15 protein-coding genes, 4 tRNA genes and 1 riboswitch are annotated in these 23,626 nt (G+C 74.5%); of the genes, 15 read left to right on the forward strand and 4 right to left on the reverse strand.

Features of this window, described 5'->3' with window-relative positions; genetic code table 11:
• Positions 1–63 precede the first annotated feature (63 nt).
• Entirely contained in the window at positions 64–1,530 is a 1,467-nt protein-coding gene (locus tag ACIQTO_RS01255) for a purine-cytosine permease family protein (protein WP_402381250.1), read from the reverse strand.
• Positions 1,523–1,671, reverse strand: a riboswitch (TPP riboswitch). (Overlaps the previous gene by 8 nt.)
• 277 nt (positions 1,672–1,948) lie before the next feature.
• Here ACIQTO_RS01255 and ACIQTO_RS01260 point away from each other — a divergent pair.
• From ACIQTO_RS01260 to ACIQTO_RS01290, 7 genes are all read left to right on the forward strand, one after another.
• A complete protein-coding gene (locus ACIQTO_RS01260) occupies positions 1,949–3,628 on the forward strand; it encodes a S1C family serine protease (protein ID WP_402381252.1) in 1,680 nt (559 codons plus the stop codon).
• 58 nt (positions 3,629–3,686) lie between these two features.
• Positions 3,687–3,774: transfer RNA gene (locus tag ACIQTO_RS01265), tRNA-Ser, on the forward strand.
• 180 nt (positions 3,775–3,954) lie between these two features.
• Positions 3,955–5,064, forward strand: coding sequence for a peptidoglycan-binding protein (locus ACIQTO_RS01270; RefSeq protein WP_402381254.1), 1,110 nt, complete (start codon positions 3,955–3,957; stop codon positions 5,062–5,064).
• Between the two features lie 117 nt (positions 5,065–5,181).
• The gene (locus ACIQTO_RS01275) at positions 5,182–6,006 is read left to right on the forward strand and encodes a MerR family transcriptional regulator (protein WP_402381257.1); all 825 of its coding nucleotides are present in this window, start codon (positions 5,182–5,184) and stop codon (positions 6,004–6,006) included.
• 281 nt (positions 6,007–6,287) lie between these two features.
• On the forward strand, positions 6,288–7,652 hold the full coding sequence (locus ACIQTO_RS01280; protein WP_402381260.1) for an FAD-binding oxidoreductase: 1,365 nt from the start codon (positions 6,288–6,290) through the stop codon (positions 7,650–7,652).
• A 449-nt stretch (positions 7,653–8,101) separates the two neighbouring features.
• Complete coding sequence (locus tag ACIQTO_RS01285; protein WP_380572499.1) at positions 8,102–8,431, forward strand: hypothetical protein; 330 nt, start codon at positions 8,102–8,104, stop codon at positions 8,429–8,431.
• Between the two features lie 377 nt (positions 8,432–8,808).
• Positions 8,809–9,567, forward strand: coding sequence for a pyridoxal 5'-phosphate synthase (locus ACIQTO_RS01290; protein ID WP_402381263.1), 759 nt, complete (start codon positions 8,809–8,811; stop codon positions 9,565–9,567).
• 92 nt (positions 9,568–9,659) lie between these two features.
• Here ACIQTO_RS01290 and ACIQTO_RS01295 read toward each other — a convergent pair whose 3' ends face one another.
• The gene (locus ACIQTO_RS01295) at positions 9,660–10,727 is read right to left on the reverse strand and encodes an EamA family transporter (protein WP_402381266.1); all 1,068 of its coding nucleotides are present in this window, start codon (positions 10,725–10,727) and stop codon (positions 9,660–9,662) included.
• 152 nt (positions 10,728–10,879) lie between these two features.
• On the opposite strand from ACIQTO_RS01295, the gene ACIQTO_RS01300 reads away from it, so the two are divergent.
• Positions 10,880–11,758, forward strand: a complete 879-nt coding sequence (locus ACIQTO_RS01300) for a DUF1906 domain-containing protein (RefSeq protein WP_402381268.1) — start codon at positions 10,880–10,882, stop codon at positions 11,756–11,758.
• Positions 11,759–11,820: 62 nt separating this feature from the next.
• Positions 11,821–13,065, forward strand: a complete 1,245-nt coding sequence (locus tag ACIQTO_RS01305) for a hypothetical protein (RefSeq protein ID WP_402381271.1) — start codon at positions 11,821–11,823, stop codon at positions 13,063–13,065.
• A 42-nt stretch (positions 13,066–13,107) separates the two neighbouring features.
• Here ACIQTO_RS01305 and ACIQTO_RS01310 read toward each other — a convergent pair whose 3' ends face one another.
• Positions 13,108–13,305, reverse strand: coding sequence for a hypothetical protein (locus ACIQTO_RS01310; RefSeq protein WP_402381273.1), 198 nt, complete (start codon positions 13,303–13,305; stop codon positions 13,108–13,110).
• A gap of 78 nt (positions 13,306–13,383) precedes the next feature.
• On the opposite strand from ACIQTO_RS01310, the gene ACIQTO_RS01315 reads away from it, so the two are divergent.
• Together ACIQTO_RS01315 and ACIQTO_RS01320 are read left to right on the forward strand one after the other, a co-directional pair.
• Positions 13,384–13,776 carry a DUF4259 domain-containing protein gene (locus ACIQTO_RS01315; protein WP_402381276.1) on the forward strand — a complete coding sequence of 131 codons (393 nt, stop codon included), beginning with the start codon at positions 13,384–13,386 and terminating at the stop codon, positions 13,774–13,776.
• Between the two features lie 194 nt (positions 13,777–13,970).
• Positions 13,971–15,632, forward strand: coding sequence for a long-chain fatty acid--CoA ligase (locus ACIQTO_RS01320; RefSeq protein ID WP_402381279.1), 1,662 nt, complete (start codon positions 13,971–13,973; stop codon positions 15,630–15,632).
• Positions 15,633–15,702: 70 nt separating this feature from the next.
• Here ACIQTO_RS01320 and ACIQTO_RS01325 read toward each other — a convergent pair whose 3' ends face one another.
• On the reverse strand, positions 15,703–19,410 hold the full coding sequence (locus ACIQTO_RS01325) for a PAS domain-containing protein (RefSeq protein WP_402381281.1): 3,708 nt from the start codon (positions 19,408–19,410) through the stop codon (positions 15,703–15,705).
• Between the two features lie 178 nt (positions 19,411–19,588).
• Between ACIQTO_RS01325 and ACIQTO_RS01330 the strand changes: the two genes are divergently transcribed.
• The 4 genes from ACIQTO_RS01330 to ACIQTO_RS01345 all read left to right on the forward strand — a co-directional run.
• Positions 19,589–19,682: transfer RNA gene (locus ACIQTO_RS01330), tRNA-Ser, on the forward strand.
• Between the two features lie 173 nt (positions 19,683–19,855).
• Positions 19,856–19,931, forward strand: a tRNA-Arg gene (locus ACIQTO_RS01335).
• 32 nt (positions 19,932–19,963) lie between these two features.
• A tRNA-Arg gene (locus ACIQTO_RS01340) sits at positions 19,964–20,039 on the forward strand.
• A gap of 629 nt (positions 20,040–20,668) precedes the next feature.
• Positions 20,669–23,626 (forward strand): Ig-like domain-containing protein (locus ACIQTO_RS01345; protein WP_402381284.1); only part of this gene is annotated, 2,958 nt, incomplete at its 3' end.

Raw genomic sequence — 23,626 nt, forward strand, 5'->3', positions numbered from 1 at the left:
TCGCCGCGGTGCGCAGTGCGCGGTGCGCGGTTGTTCGGCCCGGGGCCGGTCGGGCCGGTCGGGTCAGGCCGCGGTGGTGCGCCGGGTGAGCGGGGTGAGCGCCCAGGTGGCCAGGGCCGGCACCAGGAAGCCGAACAGCGAGGCCGAGGTCCACTCCTGGGGCGTGAAGTGCAGCGCCTCCTGGACGGACGTCCAGAAGTCCGTCCACCAGCCGGCGATCGCGGTCGGCGCGATCACCTGGTAGACGGCGAAGCCGAGCGCCCAGGGCAGCAGCATCAGCCAGCGGGACGGCGCGTCGGCGGCGAGGTTCCAGCCGCGCCGTCCGGCACCGAGGAAGTAGTCGACCGCCAGCACCGCGAACATCGGCACGAACACCGAGCCGATCAGGCCCAGGAAGGCGTAGTAGGAATCGGTGAACTCGGTGATCTGCAGCGCCAGCACGGTGATCAGCAGACCGGTGCCGCCGGTCAGCACCCGGCGGTCCACCTTCGGCAGCAGGTTGTGGACCGACATCGCGGTCGAGTAAACGTTGGCGAAGGACTGGTCGGTCTCGCGCAGCACCAGTACCAGCAGGAAGAGCCAGCCGGCCCAGACGCCCAGGAAGGAGTCGAAGATCCGGGTGGCGTCGCCGTCGGCCTGCAGCAGCGCGACCAGGCCGAGCACGTAGCACCAGACCTGGGCGACGGTGTAGCCGGAGAAGCTGCCCCAGAACGCGGAGCGGGCGGTGCGCGAGTGCCGGGTGTAGTCGGCGGCCAGCGGGACGAAGGAGATCGACACCGCGATCATCGCGTCGGTGGCCCGGAGGAAGCCGTGCCAGTTGCCCGCGCCCGGGTCGGACACGCCGCCCCGGCCCAGCTGGACGGTGAAGTACACCATCGCCACCGCGACGGCGGCGGCGACGAAGCGGCGCAGTACCGCGATGGCGCCGAGCGGCCAGATGGTCAGCGCGGTGGTCACCGCGCCCGCCAGCACGACGAAGACCCAGCGGTAGCCCTCGGTGTGCGCCACCGTCTGCGCGCCCATCGCGATGACCAGCAGCTCGTACACGCCCCAGCCGATGCACTGGACGATGTTCAGCACCGTCGGCACGTAGGAGAGCTTCGTCCCGAACAGCCCGCGCAGGTTGGCCATCGCCGGTGCGCCGGTCCGGGCCCCGATCAGCGCGGCCACGCCGAGCATCGCGGTGCCGACCACGGTGCCGACGGCGATCGCGGTCACGGCGGCGGCCAGCGACAGCTCGCTGCCCGGCGCGCCGAGCACGGTGGCGGCGGTGGTGAAGCCGATCAGGCTGACGCCGAGGTTCATCCAGAGCGCGAAGTGGTCCCGGAAGCGCAGCGTGCGCGGCGGCTCGGTGTCCAGGACGAACGGGGCCTCGACCCGGTCGGTCCGCTCCGGGTGGTCCAGCACGGCGGTGGCGGTGCCCGTGGAACCGGGTGCGCCGTCGGCGACGTCGGAAGGAGCGGTGGACGACTCGGGGAAATCCTTGGACGCGGGCGCGCCCGAAGAAGAGGATGGCGAAGCAGGCGGCATGGCCGATACTCCCTACGCCGGCATTACCCGGACAGGTTCCGGCGGTCTGCGCCCCCTCGACGGTCCGTCCACGGATGCCGTGGCGTACGGTCGACCGGCGCACTCTCAGCCTGGTGGGTCCAAGCTCCCGCGTGTCAGTTTTGAGCGACAGGCTAACCGGCGCGGGGGTGAACGCCAAGGCCAGGCGTCGGGCGGTCCGCATCGCGGGACGCGCGGGGCGTGCCCCGAGGGGTGTTCAGCGGGGCGTCCTGAGGGTCCTGCCCGGGGCCGGCCGGCGGCTGGTCGGGGGGCGCCGGAGGGGGCCGTTGTCGGGCCGGGCTAAGGATTCTTATGACTTCTTCAGAGGGGTCCTTACGGCAATCGAATCGAGTGTGCGAAAAACTATGGTCGTTGGTCCTGTCAGCTATGGAGGTCGTCCGTGAGCACCGAGCGCGAGGTTGGGCCCACCGGGCCACAGGGGGAGCAGCCCTCCGACGGCCAGGGGGTCGTGGGTCCCGCTCATGACGGTCCGGCGCCCGCCGCCCCGGCCACACCGGAGTCCGGCGGGTTCACGCCGACGCTGGCGTTCAGCAAGGTCGGCGCCCCGGAGCCGGCGCCCGCCGCTCCGGCCGAACCGGTCGCGGCTCCGGCTCCCGCGCCGGTCGCGGCCGAGGCCGGGTACATCGACGCACCTCCGCCGGTGCTGCCGCCCGTGCCGGCCGCGCCCGCGGCCCCGGTGGCGGCCCCCGCCGCCGCGCCGGTCGCCAACCCGTACGCCACCCCGGGCACCCCGGTCGCGGTGGCGGCCCACGACCCGTACGGCGCCCCGGCCGCGCACCCCGCGCCGGCCGCGCACCACCCGTTCGGCGCCGGCCAGCCGCTCGGCGGCTGGGGCGCCCACGACGCCCCGCCCGGCGGCCCGGGCGGCCCGGGCTACCCGGGCGGACCGCTCGGCTACCCGGCCGAGTACCCCGGCGCCCCCGAGCCCGGCGGCCCGCGCAAGAAGCGCGGCGGCCTGATCGCGCTGATCGCGGCCGTCGCCCTGGTCGCCGGTGTGGCCGGCGGCGCGCTCGGCGTCACCGTCGCGGACCGCGACGGTGGCCGCTTCTCCGCCTCGGACGACCACAGGAGCACCACCGTCCAGGCGAACAACACCCAGAAGAACGAGCCCGCCCCCGGCTCCGTCGCGGGCATCGCGCAGAAGGCGCTGCCCAGCGTCGTCACCATCAAGGCGCAGGGCAACGGCGAGTCCGGCACCGGCACCGGCTTCGTCTTCGACACCGAGGGCCACATCCTCACCAACAACCACGTCGTCGCGCCCGCCTCCAACGGCGGCAAACTGACCGTCAAGTTCGCCGACGGCAGCTCCTACAACGCCTCGGTGCTCGGCCGCGCCGAGGGCTACGACGTCGCCGTGGTGAAGCTCGACAGCCCGCCCAAGGACAAGCTGACGCCGCTTCCGCTGGCCGACTCCGACAAGGTCAACGTCGGCGACTCCACGATCGCCATCGGCGCGCCGTACGGCCTGGAGTCCACCGTCACCACCGGCATCATCAGCGCCAAGGACCGTCCGGTCGCCTCCGGCGACGAGACCGGCGCGCAGTCCTCCTACATGAACGCCCTGCAGACCGACGCCTCCATCAACCCCGGCAACTCCGGCGGCCCGCTGCTGGACGCCGGCGGCGCGGTGATGGGCATCAACTCGGCGATCCAGTCCAACACGTCCAGCACCGGCCGGGCCGGCAGCATCGGCCTGGGCTTCGCCATCCCGATCAACCAGGCCAAGTGGGTCGCCGAGACGCTGATCAAGACCGGCAAGCCGGTCTACGCCAAGCTGGACGTCCTGCGCAACGACGACTACAAGGGCGACGGCGCGCAGATCCAGACCCGCGACATCCAGGGCACCCCGGCCGTCACCCCCGGCGGCGCCGCCGACAAGGCCGGTCTCAAGCCCGGCGACGTCATCACCAAGCTCGGCGGCAGCCCGATCGAGAACGGCCCCGCCCTGGTCAGCAAGATCTGGACGCACAAGCCCGGCGAGACCGTCGACGTCGAGTACACCCGCAACGGCCAGACCCTCACCACCAAGGTCACCCTCGCGGAGCGCGTCGGCGACTGAGCCCGCCCGGAAACGGGTGCACCGAACCCCGTCGGACCCGTTAGGCTGACCTCCGCCTGGAGAGCTGCCCGAGCGGCCTAAGGGAACAGTCTTGAAAACTGTCGTGCGGTGACCCCGTACCGTGGGTTCGAATCCCACGCTCTCCGCTGGTTGGAGAACCATCTGCTCAAGGCGGGTGCCGGAAGCTTCCGGCACCCGCCTTCCGCGTTTCCGGGGCGAGTTCACCTGAACGGGGGGTTTGGGGCGGAGGCGTCCTCGTGGGGAGCTGAGGGTTCGTGTGCCGGGGGTAAGGGGCGGACTGCCCTGGGCCCGGCGAGGAGAGACGGATGGCCTGGTACCCCGGCGCTGAGAAGCTGGAGCTTCAGCCCGAGTCGGACGAGCAGCCGGCGATCGTGCCGACGCAGGTGATCTTCCACAGCATCGCGGCGCCGTGGGCGCCGCGCCGAATCTACGAGTACTGGCGGGACTCGACCAATCTGGAGTCGCACTTCGGGGTCGGCTACGACGGCAGTGTGGGCCAGTTCATCGGCACCGAGACCCGGGCGGACGCCAATATGGCGGCCAACCGCAGGGCCGACGGCACCGGAGCGGTGAGCATCGAGTCGGCCAGCGACGACCAGAGCACCGACCCGTGGACGGACGCGCAGGTCGCCGCGCTGATCGCGCTGGGGGTCTGGCTGCACCGGCAGCACGGCATCCCGGCGCGGGTCTGCCGCACGGCGGACGATCCGGGCTTCGGCTTCCACCGGCTGTTCCCGGAGTGGTCGGACGGCGGCACGGCCTGCCCCGGTGACGCCCGGGTGCGGCAGTTCCACACCGTCGTCCTGCCCGGCATCGTCGCCGGTGGGGGCGGTGCCCCGTTGCCGCCGCCGCGGTCGGACTCCGGGCCGGCCCGGAACCGGGTGACGATCAACGGGCTGGAGTACGGCTACGGCGCGCACGGGCCGCAGGTCCGCGAGGTGGGCGAGGCGCTGGTGGCGGCCGGGCACGGCTCGCACTACACGGCCGGTCCGGACGAGGACTGGCGTGACGCCGACACCCTCAACTACCAGGACTACCAACGTAGTCTGGGCTACTCGGGCAGTGACGCGGACGGTGTCCCGGGGGTGGACTCGCTGCGCCGGCTGCTCGGCCGGCTGCCCTCGCCGCGCCGCGTCTCGCTGGCCCACATCGTCACGGCGGCCCGGACGGACCCGGGTGCCGAGCAGGGCCACCAGACCTACGGAGGTGAGGTCCGGATCGTCGAACAGGCGCTGGCCGACGAGGGGTACCTGGAGCAGCGCTGGGTGGACGGCTCGCTCGGCAGCAGGTCCGTGCAGGCCTACGCGGACTTCCAGCGCAGCCTCGGCTACGCGGGGTCGGACGCCAACGGCATCCCCGGTCAACGCAGTCTGCGGGAGTTGGGGGCGCGGCGCGGGTTCGACGTCACGGACTGACGGGCGGCCGGACTGACGGGCGGCCGGACTGACGGGCGGCCGGGGCGGGCCGCGGGCCCGGCCGTGGGCGCCGGTGCTTGACCATGACACGGTGTGAGGGTCTGCACTGGAGGCATCATGTTCAACATCGGAGACTTCGCCAAGCACGGCCGGGTGTCGGTCCGGATGCTGCGTCACTACGACGCGATCGGGCTGTTGCGCCCGGCCCGTGTCGACCCGGTCAGCGGGTACCGCTGCTACGAGGCCGCCCAGCTCGCCCGACTCAACCGCGTCATCGCCCTCAAGGACCTCGGCTTCACCTTGCAGCAGGTGGGGGCTGTCCTGGACGAGCGGCTGGACGTGACCGAGCTGCGCGGGATGCTGCGGCTGCGGCAGGCCGAGCTGGCCGCCGCGATGGCGGCGGACGCCCAGCGGCTGACCCGGGTCGAGGCGAGGCTCCGGACGATCGAGAGTGAGGGAACCATGCCTGCACAGGACGTCGTGGTGAAGCGGGTGCCGTCGGTCCGGGCGGCGGAGCTGACCGCGGTCGCGCGCAGCTATGAGCCAGAGGACATCGGACCGGTGATCGGCCCGCTGTTCGGGGAGCTCTGCCGTCGGCTGGCGGAGGCCGGGGTGGCGGAGGCCGGGCCGTCGGTGGCCCGGTACGAGGACACGCCGGAGGGGGACGGCACGGTGCTGATCCGGGTGGCCGTCCCGGTCGGGGCGGCGGTGTCCGGGGGCCGCGGCTTCGACGTGGTCGACCTGCCGGAGATCGCGGAGGCGGCGACCATCGTGCACCGGGGGCCGATGGACGACGCACTGGGCGCGTTCCAGACGCTGGCCCGGTTCATCGACGAGAACGGCTACCGCTCCACGGGGTACGCGCGGGAGCTGTACCTGGAGTGCCCGGATTCGCCGGCGGACTGGGTGACGGAGTTCCAGGAGCCGGTGGTCCGTCCGTAGCCGGACGAGTGGCGGCAGGGCCCCGCGTCGGCGGGCGCGGCGATGAGCAGCGCAGTCATGCCCGCCGACGCTCCCGGGGCGGCGCCCGTTCCGGCCGGCCGCGCCCCCGGGGCCGGAGCGGCGTACTTGCCGGTCGTGCGACGGCGAGGCAGAGTGCGAACAGAGGTGACGGGCGGCGGACGGCTCGATCTCGTACGACTGGACGGCGTGCGGCGCGACGGCCGTACGACCGGCGGCGTGCGACCGGGGAGACGCGCGCCGGGCGGCGATCGGAGGCGGCGATGAGTGATCTGACGGACCGACTGGCACCGGGTCTCCCGCCCGGGGCCCTGGTGATGGACCCGGATGTGATGGCCGCCTACAGCCACGACATGGCGGGCTTCTGCGCGGCCGGCACCCCCGCCGTGGTGGTCTTCCCGGAGACGGTCGAACAGGTGCGGCACGTCCTGCGGACCGCCACCGAGCTGCGGGTGCCGGTGGTGCCGCAGGGCGCCCGGACCGGGCTCTCCGGTGCGGCCAACGCCGTCGACGGCTGCGTCGTGCTGTCGATGGTGAAGATGAACCGCATCCTGGAGATCGACCCGGTGAACCGGATCGCGGTGGTCGAGCCCGGTGTGGTGAACGCGGAACTGTCCAGGGCGGCCGCAGAGTTCGGCCTCTCCTACCCGCCGGACCCGTCCAGCTGGGAGTCCTGCACCATCGGCGGCAACATCGGCACCGGCGCGGGCGGGCTCTGCTGCGTCAAGTACGGCGTCACCAGCGAGTACGTACTCGGTCTCGACGTGGTGCTGGCGGACGGGCGGCTGCTGTCCACCGGTCGCCGGACGGCGAAGGGGGTCGCGGGTTACGACCTGACCCGGTTGCTGGTCGGCTCGGAGGGCACGCTGGGCGTGGTGGTCGGGGCCGTGGTGGCTCTGCGGCCCCTGCCGGCGGCGCAGTTGGCGCTGGCGGCGGAGTTCCCGAGCGCGGACGCGGCGGGTGCCGCGGTGTGCGAGGTGATGGCGCGCGGGCTCACGCCGTCGCTGATGGAGCTGATGGACGCGGTCAGCGTGCGGGCGGTGAACGAGCTGGGGCAGATGGGGTTGCCGGAGTCGACCCAGGCGCTGCTGCTGGTGGCCTTCGACGGGCCGGATCCGGCGGCCGAGCTGGCCCGGGTGGGGGAGATCTGCCGGGCGGCGGGTGCGACCGAGGTGGTGCCCGCCGATGACCAGGCGGAATCCGAACTGTTGCTGCAGGCCCGGCGGTTGGCCCTGCCCGCACTGGACCGGCTGGGGACCACGATGATCGACGACGTGGCGGTGCCCCGCTCGCGGCTGGCCGAGATGCTGAACGGCGTCGCCGCGATCGCCGAGCGGCACGAGCTGACCATCGGGGTGGTCAGCCATGCCGGCGACGGCAACACCCACCCGATCGTCATCTTCGACGCCGACGATCCCGCGGAGTCCGCCCGGGCGCAGCGCTCCTTCGACGAGATCATGGCGCTGGGGCTGGAGTTGGGCGGCACGATCACCGGGGAGCACGGGGTCGGGCTCCTGAAGCGGGAGTGGCTGGCGCGTGAGCTGGGCCCGGTGGCGCTGGAGCTGCAGCGGCAGCTGAAGGCGGTCTTCGACCCCCTGGGTATTCTCAACCCCGGCAAGGCGGTCTGATGTTCAGCTCTTCGCGTTCGATGTCCTTCTTCGGCCGCCCTCTTTCGGTGAGCTAAGTAGGATTGTGGAATAGTCGCAGGATCGCTGGATATATCGACAAGGGAGGATGACTCTCCCTTGTGGGGGCGCGTTCGCCGGTGCTGTGCGCCAGGGTGGTGCGCCCGGTTCTTCGTGTGCTCCCTGCACGCCTCCCAAGAACGTGCCGCCGACTGCCACAGTTCGGGCGAAATCGCAGGTCGGCGCCGGTGTGTCGGCGCACTATCCCTTGTGGCGCCCGTTATTCACCATCGCCCTGGATATCACGCTAACGGGCGAAAACTGAGCCGCAAGGTGGTGCTTTGTCGATTTGTTGCGGAAGTCTGTCTCTCGGCGTCGCAGCCCGCAGGTGTTCGTCTGGCCGACGAACTCCCGCACACAATGCACGATTTACAGCTTTCTTGGAGGCTCTCATGGCTCGCATCCGTAACCGCCGGCTGGCCGGTCTTCTGGTCGCGGCCCCGCTGGCGGCCGGTCTGCTGCTGGCGGGCGCCGGGTCCGCCGCCGCCGACAACGGCGCGCTGGCCAACGACGGTTCCAACAGCGGTGTGGTGTCGAACGTGGGGACGGGCAACGTCTTCGGCTCCGTGGACGGCAACTACGTCTCCACCCAGCAGACGGCCACCGGCTCCGGTGCCTCGAACCAGGCCAACACCCTGGCGGTGAAGGACAACTCGGGCGTCATCCTGGCCGGTCAGTCGAACAAGAACTTCAACATCGTCTTCGCCCCGGTCTTCCACTGACGGGAGCGGGTGCCACCGTCGGCGGGGGCGCCGGAGGTGGGTGGCCGCGAGCGGGTTGAGCGCTCGCGGCGGGGCTCGAAGCGAGACAACTCGACGCAGGGAACCGGGTAGCGGAAAGGGTCACCGCGAACCGGCCTCGTGGGCGGTGCCGTACCTCGGCGCCGCCCACGAGTGCGTCCGGGGCCCCGTGCCGAGGCCCGGCGCCGGGCCGTGGCGGCCGGCCCCGCAGCCGTCCCGAGCCCGCTCCGGGCCAGGGCGGGCGCGGAACGGTCATCCGTCGGCGGTACGGTTGCGCTCCGACAGCGCACCCCGCGCCCGGGCCCCGGCGGTCCGGCCGGCGAGGGGCTGCGACCGCGGCAACCGGAAGGAAGGGCGCGATGGCAGCGGAGGAGGAGGGCCTGATCGGCCCGGGCGAGGCCAGGCCTGCCCCGGGGTCGGAGTCGAGGCCCGAGGCGAGGCCCGAGCCCAGGTCCGTGCCCGAGCTGTTGCTCGGCCGCCCGCCGATGGCCCGCCCACTGCCGTCCTTCGACGCCGAGTCGGCCCCGGCCGAGCCCGGCCCGCTCTTCGTCGACTGGCTCGCGACCGCGCTCGCGGCCGGCGTGCTGGACCCGCAGGTGGCCACGCTCTCCACGGTCGACGCCGACGGTCTGCCGGACGCCCGGGTGCTGGTGCTGCGCGATGTCGACGCCTCCGGCACCGGCTGGGTCTTCTCGGCCGCCGCCGACAGCCCGAAGGGCCGCCAGCTCGCCGACCACCCGGCTGCCGCGCTCACCCTCTACTGGCCGCCGCTGGGCCGCCAGGTCCGGGTCCGGGGCACCGTCGAGCGGGCCGCCGACCAGGTCGCGGCAGCCGAGTTCGCCACCCGTTCCCCGGCGGCGCGGGTCGGTGCGCTGGTCGGCCGGCAGAGCGAGTCGCTGGGCTCCCGCGCCGAGTACGACGAGGCGGAGGCGGTCGCCCGCCGCCGGCTGGAGGCCACGCCGGACGCCGTCGCGGCCGGGCACGCGGTCTACACGCTCTGGGCGCACGAGGTGGAGTTCTGGCAGGGCGACGCGAACCGCCGCCACGTCCGGTTGCGCTACACCCGGACGGGCCCGGTCCGGACCCCGGAGTGGTCGCGGACCCTGCTCTGGCCGTAGCGGCCGACGGCCCCGGGCGGTCCGGGCCGGCGGATCGCCCGGGGCCACCCGGGGCCGCCCGGCCGCTACGGGGTCCGTTCACCCCGGCGCGGTCACCGTCGCCCGGTCAGGGTGGCCCCGACGCTGGCGGCCACCACGCAGCCGATGCCGGCCAGCTGCACCGCGCCGAGCAGCTGGCCCAGCACCACCAGACCGACCAGCGCGCTGACCGCCGGCTCCAGGCTCACCAGCACGCTGAACACCCGCTGCGGCATCCTGCGCAGCGCGGTCATCTCCAGCGCGTACGGGATCACCGGGAGCAGCAGTGACACCCCGGCCACCGCGAGCAGCAGCATCAGCGGCGAGGCGCCGGGCGCGGTCAGCCCGTCCCAGGCCTGGCCGAGACCGAACGGCGCCAGCGTCAGCGCGCCGACCGTCATCGACACCGCCAGCCCCTGGAACCCCTGGAACGCGGCGCCGACCTTGTCCGTGAACAGGATGTACGCGGCGTAGCAGCCGGCCGCGCCGAAGGCGTAGGCCAGGCCGACCGGGTCGAGCGACGATCCGCCGCCGCCCTCGCCGAGCAGCGTCAGCAGGGCCACCCCGCCGGCCGCCAGCAGGGCCCAGACCAGGTGACTGGCCCGGCGGGCGAAGACCAGCGCGACCGCGAGCGGGCCGAGGAACTCGATGGTCGCGGCGGTGCCCATCGGCAGCCGGTCGATCGCCCCGGCGAAGAGCAGCGTCATGCCGGCGGACGCCACCCCGAGCAGACCGGCGGCGGCGAGGTCGCGCGGCCGGCGGCCACGCAGGCGGGGCCGGGTGAGGGCGAGCAGGATCACCGCCGCGAACCCGAGCCGCAGGAAGGTCGTGCCACTCACCCCGAGCGGGTCGAACAGCGGCTTGGACAGCGCGATGCCGAGCTGCACCAGGAACATCGCGGCCAGACAGAAGAGCGGCGCCGGGATTCTCTCCGGGCGCCGCACGAGCTTCGAGTACCGCCGGGCAGATGGCCCGGCGGGCTGCGCGTCCGGTGGCAGCCCGGGGTCGGGGGCCCCGCCTCGTCGCCAGCCACCGCGCTCGCCGGCGGGCTCGCCCTTGGGGGCGGGCGGCATGGCAAGGGCCTCGGCGACGGCGGCGGCCGGCGGCGGGGAGGTGGTGTGGCCGGAATGGGACGTGGGCATGGTGGCGAGTTTGCCGTAAGGAGTGACTTAGGGGCAAGCTCGTTACCAAAATGCGGACGGATGCGGACGGGTACGCCTGAAAGGGTGAGCTTCTCCGGCGTGTGCGGCGCGGTTGCCGCAATCGTCCGATGGTCCGTCAGTATCAAGGCGGGGTGCGCTATCTCCGCCCGGCGGCCACGGCCGCCGCCTCCCTCGTGCTCCTGCTCGCGACCGACGGGGCAGGCGTGAGCGCCGAGGCGACCGCCCCGGTGGCCGCCGCCGTGCCCCGCATCCGGGCCACCGTCCTGACCGACCGGGCCGGTCCGCCCGCCCTGCGGACCCGCGACCTCTACACCGGTGCGGCCTTCGACGCCTGCACCGCGCCCCCGCTCGACACCCTCCGCCTCTGGCGCGACTCCTCCCCGTACGGCGCGGTCGGCATCTACACCAGCGGGTCCCAGCGCGGCTGCGCCCAGCCGAGGCTCACCGCCGACTGGGTCCGCCAGGCGCGGGGGATGGGCTGGCACTTCCTCCCGGTCCACGTCGGTCTGCAGGCCCCGTGCAGCGAGCTCCAGGGCAAGCCCCGGCGGATCGACCCGGCCCGCGCGGCCCAGCAGGGGCGGGACGAAGCGGCCGAGGCGGTCCGCGGCCTGATGGCCGTCGGTCTGGGCTCGGGCAGTCCGGTCTTCCTGGACATCGAGTCGTACCCGATGCGCGACCCCGCCTGCGGCCAGGCCGTCGTCGACTTCACGCTCGGCTGGACCCAGGGCCTGCACGCGGTCGGCTACCGGTCCGGGTTCTACTCCAGCCTCGACTCCGGCATCGCCGACCTGGCCGCGGCCGCCCGGGCGGGCAGCTCCCCGCTGCCCGACACGCTCTGGTACGCCCGCTGGGACGACCACGCCGACACCGTCGGCGGCGGCGCCCTGACCCCCGAGCTCTGGGCCGACCGCCAGCGCGTCCACCAGTACCGGGGCAACGTGGAGGAGACGTACGGGGGCGCCACGCTGACCGTCGACCGCAACCAGGTGGACGCCCCGCTGGCGAGCTGACGGGCCGGAACCCGTGGCCGGATAGGGTGTCCCGTCGATTGGTCACACGGAGGGGGACGGGCGTGTCGGACGGGCAGGGGCACTACGCCGGAGCGGGTGGGCAGGGCACCGGGCCACAGCCGGCGCCGTACCCGCAGGGCGGCCCGTACGCCGGGCCGAACCCGTACAGCCAGGCCGATCCGTACAGCCAGGCCAACCCGTACGCCCAGGGCACCCCGCAGCCGCAGGCCAATCCGTACGCCCAGGGCAACTCGTACGGACACCCCCGGCCGGCCGCCGCCCCGTCCGCCGCCCCGTCCTTCGACGGCCCCTTCCCCGGCCCGCGGCCGCGCCGCAACCGGGCCGCCGTGCTGCTGCAGTTCACCCTCCAGTGGATCTACGCGCCGCTCTGGATCGCCGCCCTGGTCGCCCTGTTCGCGATCCTGCTCTGGAGCGGCGCCAGCGGTCCGTCCGGCCCCGACTCCGACTCCTGGCTGAAGGTCAACCGCACCTTCCTCCCGCCGCGCCGCCTCAAGGCCGAGCTCACCGGCCGTCCGGAGGATTGGGAGCGGTACGTCGCCCCGATCCTGGAGCGCCGGATCCGCACGGCCGAGGCGGAGCACGCCGCGGGCGCCGGTGAGGTGGGTGCCGACCTCGGCCGCACGATGGGGGTCAAGCTCGCGGTGCGCCTCTACCGGGGCCTGGGCGCGGCCGGTGTGGTGCGGCTCGCGGAGCGGTACGGCTGGCAGGGCGTGCCCGCCGGTGGTGACCTGGGGCGGGTCCGGCTCAGCCGGCGGTTCCCCGCCCCGGCGCGGGTGTCCGCGCCCGGCCCGCAGGATCCGCCGGCCGCCCCGGGTACGCCGTGGGGGCCCCGCCCGGCCCGGTTCGCGCTCCTGCTGCCGTTCATGTTCGTGCTGCAGTTCGCCTACGTCCCCGTCTGCGGCGCGCTCAGCCTGCTGGCGTTCTGGGTGAAGCACCCCGAACCCGACTACTGGGACCGCTGGGGCGCGCGCTGGACGGTCGGACCGCGTGCCTTCTGGGCCGAGTTCTCCGGCAGCGCCGCAGCCTGGGACCGCCACGTCCGCCGCATCGTCGCCCGCGAGACCCGCCGGGGCAACGGCCAGGGGAGCGGCCGGGGCAACAGTCAGGGCGACGGCCGGAGCGCCGAAGCCCCCCGCCGGATCCGCGTCAACCTCGCGACCTACCGCGGTGCGGGTGCCCACCACGTCCTGCGGGTGGCCGCCGAGCAGGGGTTCCTCCTCGACCCGGCGTACCTGCCGGAGCCCGAGTTCTGCGTCCGGCTCCACCGGCCCGGCCCGGCCGCCTGACCGGCCCGCGCGGGCCCGCTCGAACCGGCCGCCCGCGCCGGGTCAGTCCCGGAGGCCGAGCGAGAGCCAGCCGTGCCCCTCGCAGGCCCGGCAGGTCTCCGGGATGTGGCCGGTGCCCGACCGGTCGGCGCGAACGCCCAGCCGTGCCCGTGTCCGCACCCCGTCGGAACAGCACGGGCACGGCAGCCGGAACCCGGCCGGCTCCGGCTGCACCCGGTGGTCGTCATGACTGTCGCTCATGCCCCTCAGTATCGCGTGCCGCTGTCAGTGCGGGCGGCTACAACGGTGCTGACCGAAAAGCCCGATCACGGAGGACTCATGGGCACCTGGGGCAGCGGTAACTTCGACAGCGACACGGCGGCCGACCACCTCGCCGAGCTCACCGGCCGGCTGATCGACGAGGTCGAGCGGGCGATGTCCGGCGACCGGACCGAACTGGAGCCGGACGAGTACTGGGGCGTGGCCGTCCCCTGCAACCTCGAACTGCTCCACCTGATCGCCTCCCGGGGCCTCGTCGGGGCCGGCCTTCCCGCCACGGCGACGATCGAGGGCTGGAAGACGGACTTCATGGCCGTCTGGGAGCGGTCCATCGACGACCTGGAGCCCGCCCCGGGCCACAAGGAGGAGCGGAGGGCCGTCCTGCTCCGGACCTTCGACGGCCTGGCCGCCCTGGCCCGGGAGCGCGACCGGGACGAGCGGCCCGGGCAGTGAGCGCACCGCCGGGCGCCGCGAATCCGTGATCCGTGCAACGGGGCAAGGATGCTGACAGCGGGCGGACGGAGAGGCACAATCGGGCTCAGGTGCCTGTATTACCGCCCAGTAGCAGCCCAGTAGCCGCGCAGTGGCCGCCCGCCGGCGGCGCAGTCGCAGCCGCAGTCGCAGTGCCGCCCGGTCAAGGAGGACCCGTGTTCAGCACGATGCAGGACGTCCCGCTCACCGTCGCCAGGATCCTGGAGCACGGGTCGACGATCCACGCGAGGTCGACCGTCACCACCTGGGACGGCACCGGGCCGGTGGTCCGGACGTATGCCGAGGTCGGGGCACGCGCCGCGCAGCTCGCCCATGCCCTGCGGGACGAACTCGGGGTGACCGGGGACGACCGGGTGGCCACGCTGATGTGGAACAACGCCGAGCACCTGGAGGCGTACCTCGCGGCGCCGTCGATGGGGGCGGTGCTGCACACGCTCAACCTGCGGCTCCCGGCGGGCCAGCTGTCGTTCATCATCAACCACGCCGCCGACCGCGTGATCATCGTCAACGGCACCGTGCTCCCGCTGCTGGCCGCCGTCCTCCCGGAGCTCGCCCCCACGCTCAAGCACATCGTGGTCAGCGGCCCCGGCGACCGGTCGTTGCTGGTCGGCTTCGCCGGTGCCGTGCACGACTACGAGGACCTGATCGCCGGCCGGCCCACCACGTACCCGTGGCGGACCGACATCGACGAGCGCGAGGCGGCCGTGCTCTGCTACACCTCCGGCACCACCGGCGACCCGAAGGGCGTGCTCTACAGCCACCGCTCGATCTATCTGCACGGCCTCCAGGTCAACACCGGTGACAACTTCGCCTTCACCCCGCGCGACATCGCGCTGCCGGTCGTGCCGATGTTCCACGTCAACGCCTGGGGCATCCCGCACGGCGCCTTCATGTCCGGCGCCGGGCTGCTGATGCCGGACCGCTTCCTCCAGCCGAAGCCGCTGGCCGAGATGATCGCCCGGGTGCGGCCCACCGTCAGCGCCGCGGTGCCGACCATCTGGAGCGGCCTGCTGGACGAGCTGGACGCGGGCGACCACGACACCTCCAGCCTGCGCATGGTGGTCATCGGCGGGTCCGCCTGCCCGCCCTCGCTGATGAGGGCCTTCGACGAGCGGCACGGCATCCGGGTCGTGCACGCCTGGGGCATGACCGAGACCTCGCCGCTCGGCGCCTTCGCCCAGGCTCCCGGTGGCCTCACCCCGGAGGAGGAGTGGCCCTACCGGGTCACCCAGGGCATCTTCCCGGCCTCGGTCGAGGCCCGGCTGACCGGCCCCGGCGGCGAGCGGATGCCGCACGACGGCGTCTCGGCGGGCGAGTTGGAGGTGCGCGGGCCGTGGATCGCCGGCGCTTACTACGGCGGCGCCGGGCACGACCCGGAGCGCCCGGACGACAAGTTCTCCGAGGACGGCTGGCTGCGCACCGGTGACGTCGGCACCATCACCCCGGACGGCTACCTGACCCTGACCGACCGGGCCAAGGACGTCATCAAGTCCGGTGGCGAGTGGATCTCCTCGGTGGATCTGGAGAACCACCTGATGGCCCACCCGGAGGTGGCCGAGGCCGCCGTGGTGGCCGTTCCGGACGAGAAGTGGGGCGAGCGTCCGCTGGCCACCGTGGTGCTGCGACCGGGTGCCACCGCCGGGCTGAAGGAGCTGCGCGCGTTCCTGGCCGAGCGGGTCGCCTCCTGGCAGCTGCCGGAGCGCTGGGCGGTCGTCGAGTCGGTGCCGAAGACCTCCGTCGGCAAGTTCGACAAGAAGGTCATCCGGGCCGGCTACGCGGCCGACGAGCTGGACGTCACGGTGCTCGGCAAGGAGTAGCCGAGGAGCAGCGGGAACGCGCGGACGCGCCGGGGGCCGGCCACCAACGGGTGGCCGGCCCCCGGCCGTGTCAGCCGGCGGCCGCGACGCCCGCCTCGCCCATCGCGCCGATCCGCCCGAGCAGGTCGACGATCCGGGACTGGACGTCCGCGGTGGTGGAGCGTTCGGCGAGGAACAGCACCGTCTCGCCGGTGCGCAGCCGGGGCAGTTCGCGCGGGTCGAGGTCGACCGAGGTGTAGACGACCAGCGGGGTGCGGTGCAGCCGGTCGTTGGTGCGCAGCCAGTCCAGCAGGCCGACCCGCCGGCGGCGGATCTGGAAGAGGTCCATCACCACCAGGTTCGGCTGCACGCTGCTGGCACGGGCGACGGCGTCGTTCTCGTCCGCCGCGTGCTCGACGTGCATGCCGCGCCGTTCCAGGCTGCTGATCATGGCGGCGGCGATGTCCGGGTCGCCCTCGACCAGCAGGACCCGGGGGGCGTGGTTCTCACCGTCGCGCGGGGCGAGGGCGCGCAGCAGCACGGCCGGGTCGGCGCCGTACGCGGCGTCCCGGGTGGCCTGGCCGAGGCCGGCCGTGACCAGCACCGGGACCCGGCTGTTGAGGGCCGCCGTGCGCAGCGACTGCAGTGCGGTGCGGGTGATCGGGCCGGTCAGCGGATCGACGAACAGCGCGGCGGGGAAGCCGGCGATCTGGGCGTCCACCTCCTCGCGGGAGCGGACGATCACCGGGCGGTAGCCGCGGTCCTGAAGGGCCTGCCGGGTGGCCGGGTCGGGCTCGGGCCAGACCAGCAGCCGGCGCGGGCTGCCGTCCCCGGCGGGGACGGCCTGCACGGGGTGCTCGGCGGGGTCGTCGTGACCGGCGGCGGGCAGCTCGGCCATCGGGCGCGGCGCCGTCCGGGCCTCGGGGGCGGCGGGCAGCTGCGGCGGGCCGGCCGGCGGGGCGGGCACGTGGGCCGGAGCGGCCGGGAAAGCCTCGACCTGACCGACCTGACCCGCCGGAAAGCCCTGGCCGTTCGGACCGGAGCCGTTCGGAGCACCGGAGGCACCGAGGGGTCGCGGCGGAGCCAGCTCGGCCAGCCCGGTGCCGACCGGCTGCGGACCGTCCGGGCCGGTGGGGGCCGGTCCGTCCGCCCCCGCGGCCGGCAGCGCGGGCCGGGCGAGCTCCAGCGCGCCGGGGGTGCCCTCGGTGGCCGTTCCGGGCGTCGGGCCGTCGGTGTCGGGACCGGGCGGTACGGCCAGCCGGCGGCGGCGGCCGGTGGGCGCGGCGGCGGGCGGCTCGGGCAGCGCGGGCGCGGGGCCGGCCGGCAGCGCGTGCTCCAGCCCGGGGTAGAGCGGGGCGGGGTCGGGCATGCCGGGGAGTGCGAATCCGCCGGACGAGTCCTCGGCGGCCGGCAGCGCTCGGCGCCGCCGGGACGGCTTCGGCTCGCCCCCGCCGTCGGCGTCCCGGCCGAAGGCCTCGGCGCCGGTCGGAGCGGTCTCGGCCACGGGCCCGCCGTCGGGCACCCGGGCCACCGGAGTGCCGCCGGCGGGAGTGCCGTCGCTCGGAGTGCCGTCGCTCGGAGTGCCGCCGGCCGGGGCGCCGGCCGGAGCCGGCGCAGCGGAGTCGGCGGGCGCCGTGGCGGGCCCCAGGGCGAGCGGGCCGCGCGGTGCCGCCGGAGCGGCCGCGGCGGCGGGCTCGTCCGGGCGGCCGTCGACCGGCACCGCGTACGCGGTGCCGGAGCGGCCGTCGTCCTTGCCCCACGGGTCGCTCGCCTGGGCGGTCGGGCCGCCCACGCCCTGGCGTCCGTAGGCGGGATCGTTGCCGGTGCCGTTCCACTGCTCGGGGACGGCCCGCTCGACCCGTGCCGGGGCGTTCGGCCACCGGTCGGCAGCGGCTGCTGCGGCTGCTGCGGCCGCGTCGGCCTCGGGGACGGCGGGTTCGGGCGCCGGCCGGCCCCGGCGCCCGCGCCGCTCGGCCACCGGCGGCTGCGCCGGCTCCTCGTTCGCCTGCTCCGGGCCGGCTGCCCGGTCGGCCGCCTCACCGGCGGTCGGGGCCTCGGCGGGTGCCGGCTCGGCGTCGTCCTCGGCGCGTCGGGCCGCGGGCAGCTGCGGGATGCCCGGCAGGTCGGGCAGCACGGCGCTGTCGGTCTCCTTGGGCCGGTCCGACCGGCCCTCGGCGGAGGCGCGTTCGGCGGCGGCCTTCGCCGCGACCGGGTCCAGCGGCAGCTCGACCACGTACGTGGTGCCGGCCTTGCCGGGCAGTTCGTGCGGCTGGAGCACGCCGCCGTGGCGCTCCACCACGGTGCGGGCTATCGGCAGGTGGACGGGGCTGCCGCCGCGCCCGGGGCCGCGGATCTCCACCCGGGCGACGTCGCCGCGCTGGGCGGCCGCGAGGACCACCATCGGCGCACCGCCGTCGGCCGGGGGCAGCTCGGGCGTCCCGGGGGCGGCCGGGGCGGGGGAGGCGACGGCGGGCGGGGCGTCCAGCGAGAGCGCGACCCCGCTGACGTCGGCGACCAGGTGGGCCAGCGCCTGGGCGAGCCGCTTCTCGTCGGCGATCACCTCGACGGCGGCGGCGTGCACGGAGAACCGCACCCGCCCGGCGCCGACCAGCTCGCCCGCGTGTTCGACCGCCTGCCGGATCACCTTGTCCAGGCTGACCGGCACCCGGTCGACGGGCTTCGTCCCGTCCTTGTCGTCCCCGGTGGAGCCGCCGGACGCGCCGTCACCACCGGCCTCGGAGCGCTGGTGCGCGAGCACGCCGTCGATCAGCTTGCCGAACCGCCGGCACTCGTCGGCCAGGCGCCGCAGGGTCCAGTTGGCCTCCGGCCAGAGCTGGCCGGCGGGGTCGGCGGCGAGCGCGTCGATCCGCCGGTGGAGCGCGGTCAGGGCGCCGCCCAGCTCGCTCTCCAGGACGGCGGTGAGGTGTTCGTTGCGGGCGACCAGGGCCAGCTCGCGGCTGCGGTCGGTGAAGGTCATCACCGCGCCGACCAGCTGGTCGCCGTCGCGGACGGGGGCGGTGGTGAGGTCGACGGTGACCGGCCGGCCGTCCTTGCGCCAGAGCACGGTGCCGCGCACCCGGTGCTTGCGTCCGGAGGTCAGGGTGTCCAGCAGCGCGGACTCCTCCAGCGCCAGCGGGGTGCCGTCGGCCCGGGAGTGCTGGATCAGCGGGTGCAGCTCGCGCCCGCCCAGCTCGCTCGCCCGGTACTCCAGGATGTGCGCGGCGGCCGGGTTGACCAGCACGCAGCGGCCTTCGAGGTCCACGCCCAGGACGCCCTCGGCGGCGGCCCGCAGGATCATCTCGGTCTGCTTGTGCTGACGGCGCAGTTCCGCCTCGACGCCGAGCCGGCTGGAGAGGTCGCGGACCAGCAGCAGGAGCAGGTCGCTGCCGGAGGGCCGCGAACCGTCGCGGTACGGGTCGTAGGGGACGAGCGGGGAGAGCGCGTAACCGCGCCCCTCGCCGGAGCCGGTGCCGTCGTCGGCGAAGTCGTTGCCGGAGACCTCGACCGGGAAGGCGGTGCCGTCGGTACGGCGGGCGGTCATCCGCACCGGGCGGTCGAGCGCGTCGTCCTCGCGCGGCTTCGGCCGCATCGAGCCGGGGATCCGGCTCGGATCGAACTCCGGCAGCAGGTCCAGGACGCCCATGCCGACCAGCGAGGTGCCGGGCGTCTGGAGCGCCTGGACGGCTGCGCTGTTGGCATCGACGACGGTGCCGTTGCTGTTCACCAGCAACAACGCGTCGGGCAGGGCGTCGAGTATGGCGGCGAGGCGAGCAGCGCCTCGGATCGGCCTGCTGCTCACGTCGACAGGTCTCCTCGGCTCAGGGCAGCTCCTCCGGAGAAGGCAGTATCTCATTCTTCTTTGCGGCGGGGACGACCCGCCTAGTAACGTTGGCGGTGGTTGGTGCCGGGCCCTCGGGTTGTGGCATCATCACTGGCACACGGAGCGAGTCCGCCACGCGGGCGCGGTCCAGGTGTGGGGAGGCTTCGCCTAGTCCGGTCTATGGCGCCGCACTGCTAATGCGGTTTGGGTCTTAAAGCCCATCGAGGGTTCAAATCCCTCAGCCTCCGCCAGTCGGGAGCCCCGTCGACGATCACGTCGGCGGGGCTTCTCGCATGTCCGGGGCCGGGTCGGGGCCGGTCGGGAACCGGTGGTCCCGGGGGGCCGGATCAATCGATTTCGCCCCGCGTCGCAGGTCATGTAATGTTGTCCCCGCAACGCCCCGCCGACACGCTCAGCAGGGCGAGCGCTCATAGCTCAACGGATAGAGCACTTGACTACGGATCAAGAGGTTGCAGGTTCGAATCCTGCTGAGCGCACCAAACCTTCGCAAGACCGGGTTCGCCCGGCACTTGCGCTCATAGCTCAACGGATAGAGCACTTGACTACGGATCAAGAGGTTGCAGGTTCGAATCCTGCTGAGCGCACCAACGAGAAGCCCCCGGCCACCGGCCGGGGGCTTCTCCGTTGTCCGGGTGCGTGCCATCCGCCGGTGCTCCGGGAGCCGGCCGACGGCCGAGGTCCGGCGGCCCGCTGAGGCCCGCGGAAGGCCGGCCGGGGGGCCGGGCGTACCCCCGGGGCGGCCGGGCCGCCGGTCCGGCCGCTCGCCGGGTGCCTGTCCGGCGAGCGGCGAACACCGCGCGGATGCCGGGACCGCGCCCGGACAGCCGACGAGCCGGAGCGCACGACATCGGTGGGGGTCGCGGGGCCCGACGGTCGCGGAACCCCTTCCGGCGGGACCCGGGCGCACGGTCGCCGCCCCGACTCCACCCGGGCGCCGCAGGCATGGGAACGGGGTTGCCCGACGAACGGTCAGGTGCCGAACGGCGGGGCCCGGTTGAAGGCCGCCGGGATTTCGCTCGATACGTCGCCTAATGGATGAAATACATCCCATTCGGGTACATCCTGTCCTGCCGGTCGGATGACCGCCGAACGGGTGGCACGCGGCCAAGAGTGCAGGTGTCGCGGTATTACCGGCCCAGGATCGTGATTCCGTTTTGTCAGATCTTGTGCCCAGACTGCCCGGCCACCCCGGCAGCCGATACCGAAGGAGAGCCGGATGAGCCGACAGTTTCCCCGCGACGCCGCTCTGTCCGCCCCGGCCCCGGACCGGCCCGCGCCCCGGACGGGAGGGGCACGCCGGCCTCGACTGGCGGCGGCCGGCGCCTCCGCCGCCCTGGCGGCCGCGGTGCTGATCGGCTGGAACCCGCCCTCCTCCGTCGCGCAGCAGTCCCCCGACACCTGGTCGGGAGAGCAGCGGGCCGTCCTTCCCTCCGGTCTCACCGTCCACCTCGATTTCTCCGCCGCTCCCGGTTTCGACGTCACGGCCGAACCGGGTGAATTGGCCGAGCGGTCCGGCGGTGGGCGGGCGGCCGCCCTCTACACGGACGGACTGCGGCCCGGAGATCCCGCACAAGGCTTTCGGATCACGGAGGGCCGTCCGCAGACGGACGGTTCCTGGCGGACCGTCGGAACGCTTCGGCTCGCCTTTTCCCGACTGGTCCGCAATCCCCGGCTGCACGTCAGCGGGCTCGCCGGAATCGCCACCGGGAAGGGCGGGATCACCAGCACCACCACCCGCCTGAGCCTCACCGGAGGCTCACCGAGCGCGCCCACCCTGGTCAACCGCACCGACTGGCCGGGCTGGGCGGTGGACGGAAACAGCCTCGCCCCCGCCGGGGCGGCCGACGGCAGCGACGCCGGATCGGCCGCCGAGGGCAGCCTGGAGCTGGCCGGCACCTTCCGCACCGCCGTCTTCCGGGTCGAGCAGCGCTCCACCGCCCGGGCCGGCTCCACCACCGCCCCGGCACCGCTCGTCCAGGCGTACACCGTCACCCTGGACGAGGGGGTCAGCACCGCCCCGCAGGGCTACGGCAACGCCTCCCACCTGCTCTCCGACCTGTTCCTCGGCGCGGACGCCGGCAGTACGGCCCGGCTCGACCGCCGGGCCCCGACCACCGGCACGACGCCCCTGGTGCCGCCCGTCACTCCCGCCGGGGACACGGACGCGGCCGGCGGACCGCTCGTCCAGCTCGACCACGGCGCCGCGAGGCGCAGCGTCTGGTCCAGCCCGGCGCCGCCCCAGCTCCAGCCAGGACGCGGCGAGTACCAGGGCGGTGACCCGGCCGTCAGCTTCCCGGCCGAGGCCGCGATCGGCCGGTACTACCGGGTCACCGTCCCGGTCGCGGTGGACGGTGCTCCCGCGACCCTGGCCGGGTGGATCGATTTCGACCGCAACGGCCGGTTCGACCCCACCGAGCGGGTGCAGAGCGAGATCCCGGCCACGGCCGGCAGCGCCACCCTGGAGTGGACCGTCCCCGCCAACGCCGCGTCGGGTGAGACCTGGGCCCGGCTGCGGATCGGCCGGGACGCGGCCCAGCTCGTGCCGGCCGGCGGGTTCGCCGACTCCGGCCAGGTCTCGGACCAGCGGATCCGGCTGACGGTCGGCGCCGCCCGGCCGGAGATCGCCACCCCGGCCGACGGCACCGTCGTCGCCGACGGCCGCCCGCAGGTGCGCGGTGAGGGCGCGGTGGCCGGTGCGACGGTCGAGGTGCGCGACGGGGACGCGGTGCTCTGCAAGGCCCGGGTCGAGCAGGGCGGTGACTGGTCCTGCCGGCCGGGCGGCCCGCTCGCCGCCGGTGCGCACACCTTCACTCCGGTCGAGACCACCAGTGGCGGCCTGGTGCTGCGGGGTGATCCGGTCCGGTTCACCGTGAAGACCGCGCCGCCCGCCGCGCCGGTGCTCACCCTCCCCGAGTACACCAACGACCCGGGCCTCCAGCTGACCGGCACCGGCGAGCCGGGCAGCACCGTCTCGGTCGCCGACCGGCCCGCCGGGATCCGCGGCGGGCCGGCCGGCGAGCTGTGCAGCACGGCGGTGCGGTCCGACGGCGGCTGGTCCTGCCTGCCGGTGGAGAACCTGCCGGACGGGCGCCACCAGCTCACCCCGACCGCGGTCGACGCGGCCGGCAACCGGTCGGCGGGGCTGCCCGTCGCACTCGTCGTCGACACCGTGGCGCCGGACCGGCCGGTGCTGCTCACACCGGCGGCGGGCGAGACGGTCCGGGTGGCCCGCCCGAAGCTGGGCGGACGGGCGGAGCCCGGGGCCCGGGTGATCGTCACCGCCCGGGCCGGCAGTTCGGCCTCGGCGGAGCGGATCGTGGCCTGCGGGGCGACGGCTGCCGTCGACGGCAGCTGGACCTGTACGGCCAACCGTGACCTGACGGACGGCGATCAGTGGTTGGTCGTCACGGCGACGGACCTGGCGGGCAACGGAACGGCGGCGGACGCGGTCACCGTCCGGGTCGCGGCGGCTGCCGCGCCCTCGCCCGGGGTCCCGTCCACGCCGGCCGTGCCGGTGGTGCCGTCCGTCCCGGTGGTGCCGGTGGTGCCGACCGCCCCGGTGTCCTCGCCCGTGCCGACGGTCGTGCCGTCGCCGTCGGCCTCGGTGTCGCCGCCCGGGGTGCCGTCCCCGACGGTGTCGTCACCTGTGGTGCCGACCGCCCCGGTGTCCTCGCCGGTGGTGCCGTCGTCCGGCGTACCGTCGCCCCCGTCCGGGGCGGTGTCGCCGCCCGGTGCGCCGGCCACCCCGGCCGCGATTCCCGCGCCGTCCGTACCCGCCACCAGTGCGTCGGCCGGTCAGCCGACGGTGCCCGCCCCTTCCGTGCCCGGGCCGACGGTCTCGCCCTCGGTGCCGGTCCCGCCGACCCCGTCCGTTCCGGCTGTCCCCGCTGTCGAGCCCGTCCTGGAGCCCGTCCTGCCGGGGCTGCTGCCGATCGTCGTCCCGCCGGCCGCCGGGGCGCTCACGGCGGCGACGCCCTCGGCGAGTCCGAGTACGAGTCTGACTCCGGGCGTCGGTCCAAGCCAGAGCGTCAGTCCGAGCCTGAGCGCCGCCACCCCGTCCGTTCCGTCCGTTCCGGTCACCCCGTCCGTTCCGGCTGTCCCCGCTGTCGAGCCCGTCCTGGAGCCCGTCCTGCCGGGGCTGCTGCCGATCGTCGTCCCGCCGGCCGCCGGGGCG

Source organism: Kitasatospora sp. NPDC091207 (assembly GCF_044768625.1).
GTDB lineage: Bacteria > Actinomycetota > Actinomycetes > Streptomycetales > Streptomycetaceae > Kitasatospora.

Bases quoted from the DNA above. Each gene is read 5' to 3' on its own strand.
- ACIQTO_RS01310 (WP_402381273.1), bottom strand. From the start codon at position 13,305: ATGAGCGACAGTCATGACGACCACCGGGTGCAGCCGGAGCCGGCCGGG.
- ACIQTO_RS01255 (WP_402381250.1), bottom strand. From the start codon at position 1,530: ATGCCGCCTGCTTCGCCATCCTCTTCTTCGGGCGCGCCCGCGTCCAAG.
- ACIQTO_RS01290 (WP_402381263.1), top strand. From the start codon at position 8,809: ATGGCAGCGGAGGAGGAGGGCCTGATCGGCCCGGGCGAGGCCAGGCCT.
- ACIQTO_RS01285 (WP_380572499.1), top strand. From the start codon at position 8,102: ATGGCTCGCATCCGTAACCGCCGGCTGGCCGGTCTTCTGGTCGCGGCC.
- ACIQTO_RS01315 (WP_402381276.1), top strand. From the start codon at position 13,384: ATGGGCACCTGGGGCAGCGGTAACTTCGACAGCGACACGGCGGCCGAC.
- ACIQTO_RS01275 (WP_402381257.1), top strand. From the start codon at position 5,182: ATGTTCAACATCGGAGACTTCGCCAAGCACGGCCGGGTGTCGGTCCGG.
- ACIQTO_RS01270 (WP_402381254.1), top strand. From the start codon at position 3,955: ATGGCCTGGTACCCCGGCGCTGAGAAGCTGGAGCTTCAGCCCGAGTCG.
- ACIQTO_RS01280 (WP_402381260.1), top strand. From the start codon at position 6,288: ATGAGTGATCTGACGGACCGACTGGCACCGGGTCTCCCGCCCGGGGCC.
- ACIQTO_RS01295 (WP_402381266.1), bottom strand. From the start codon at position 10,727: ATGCCCACGTCCCATTCCGGCCACACCACCTCCCCGCCGCCGGCCGCC.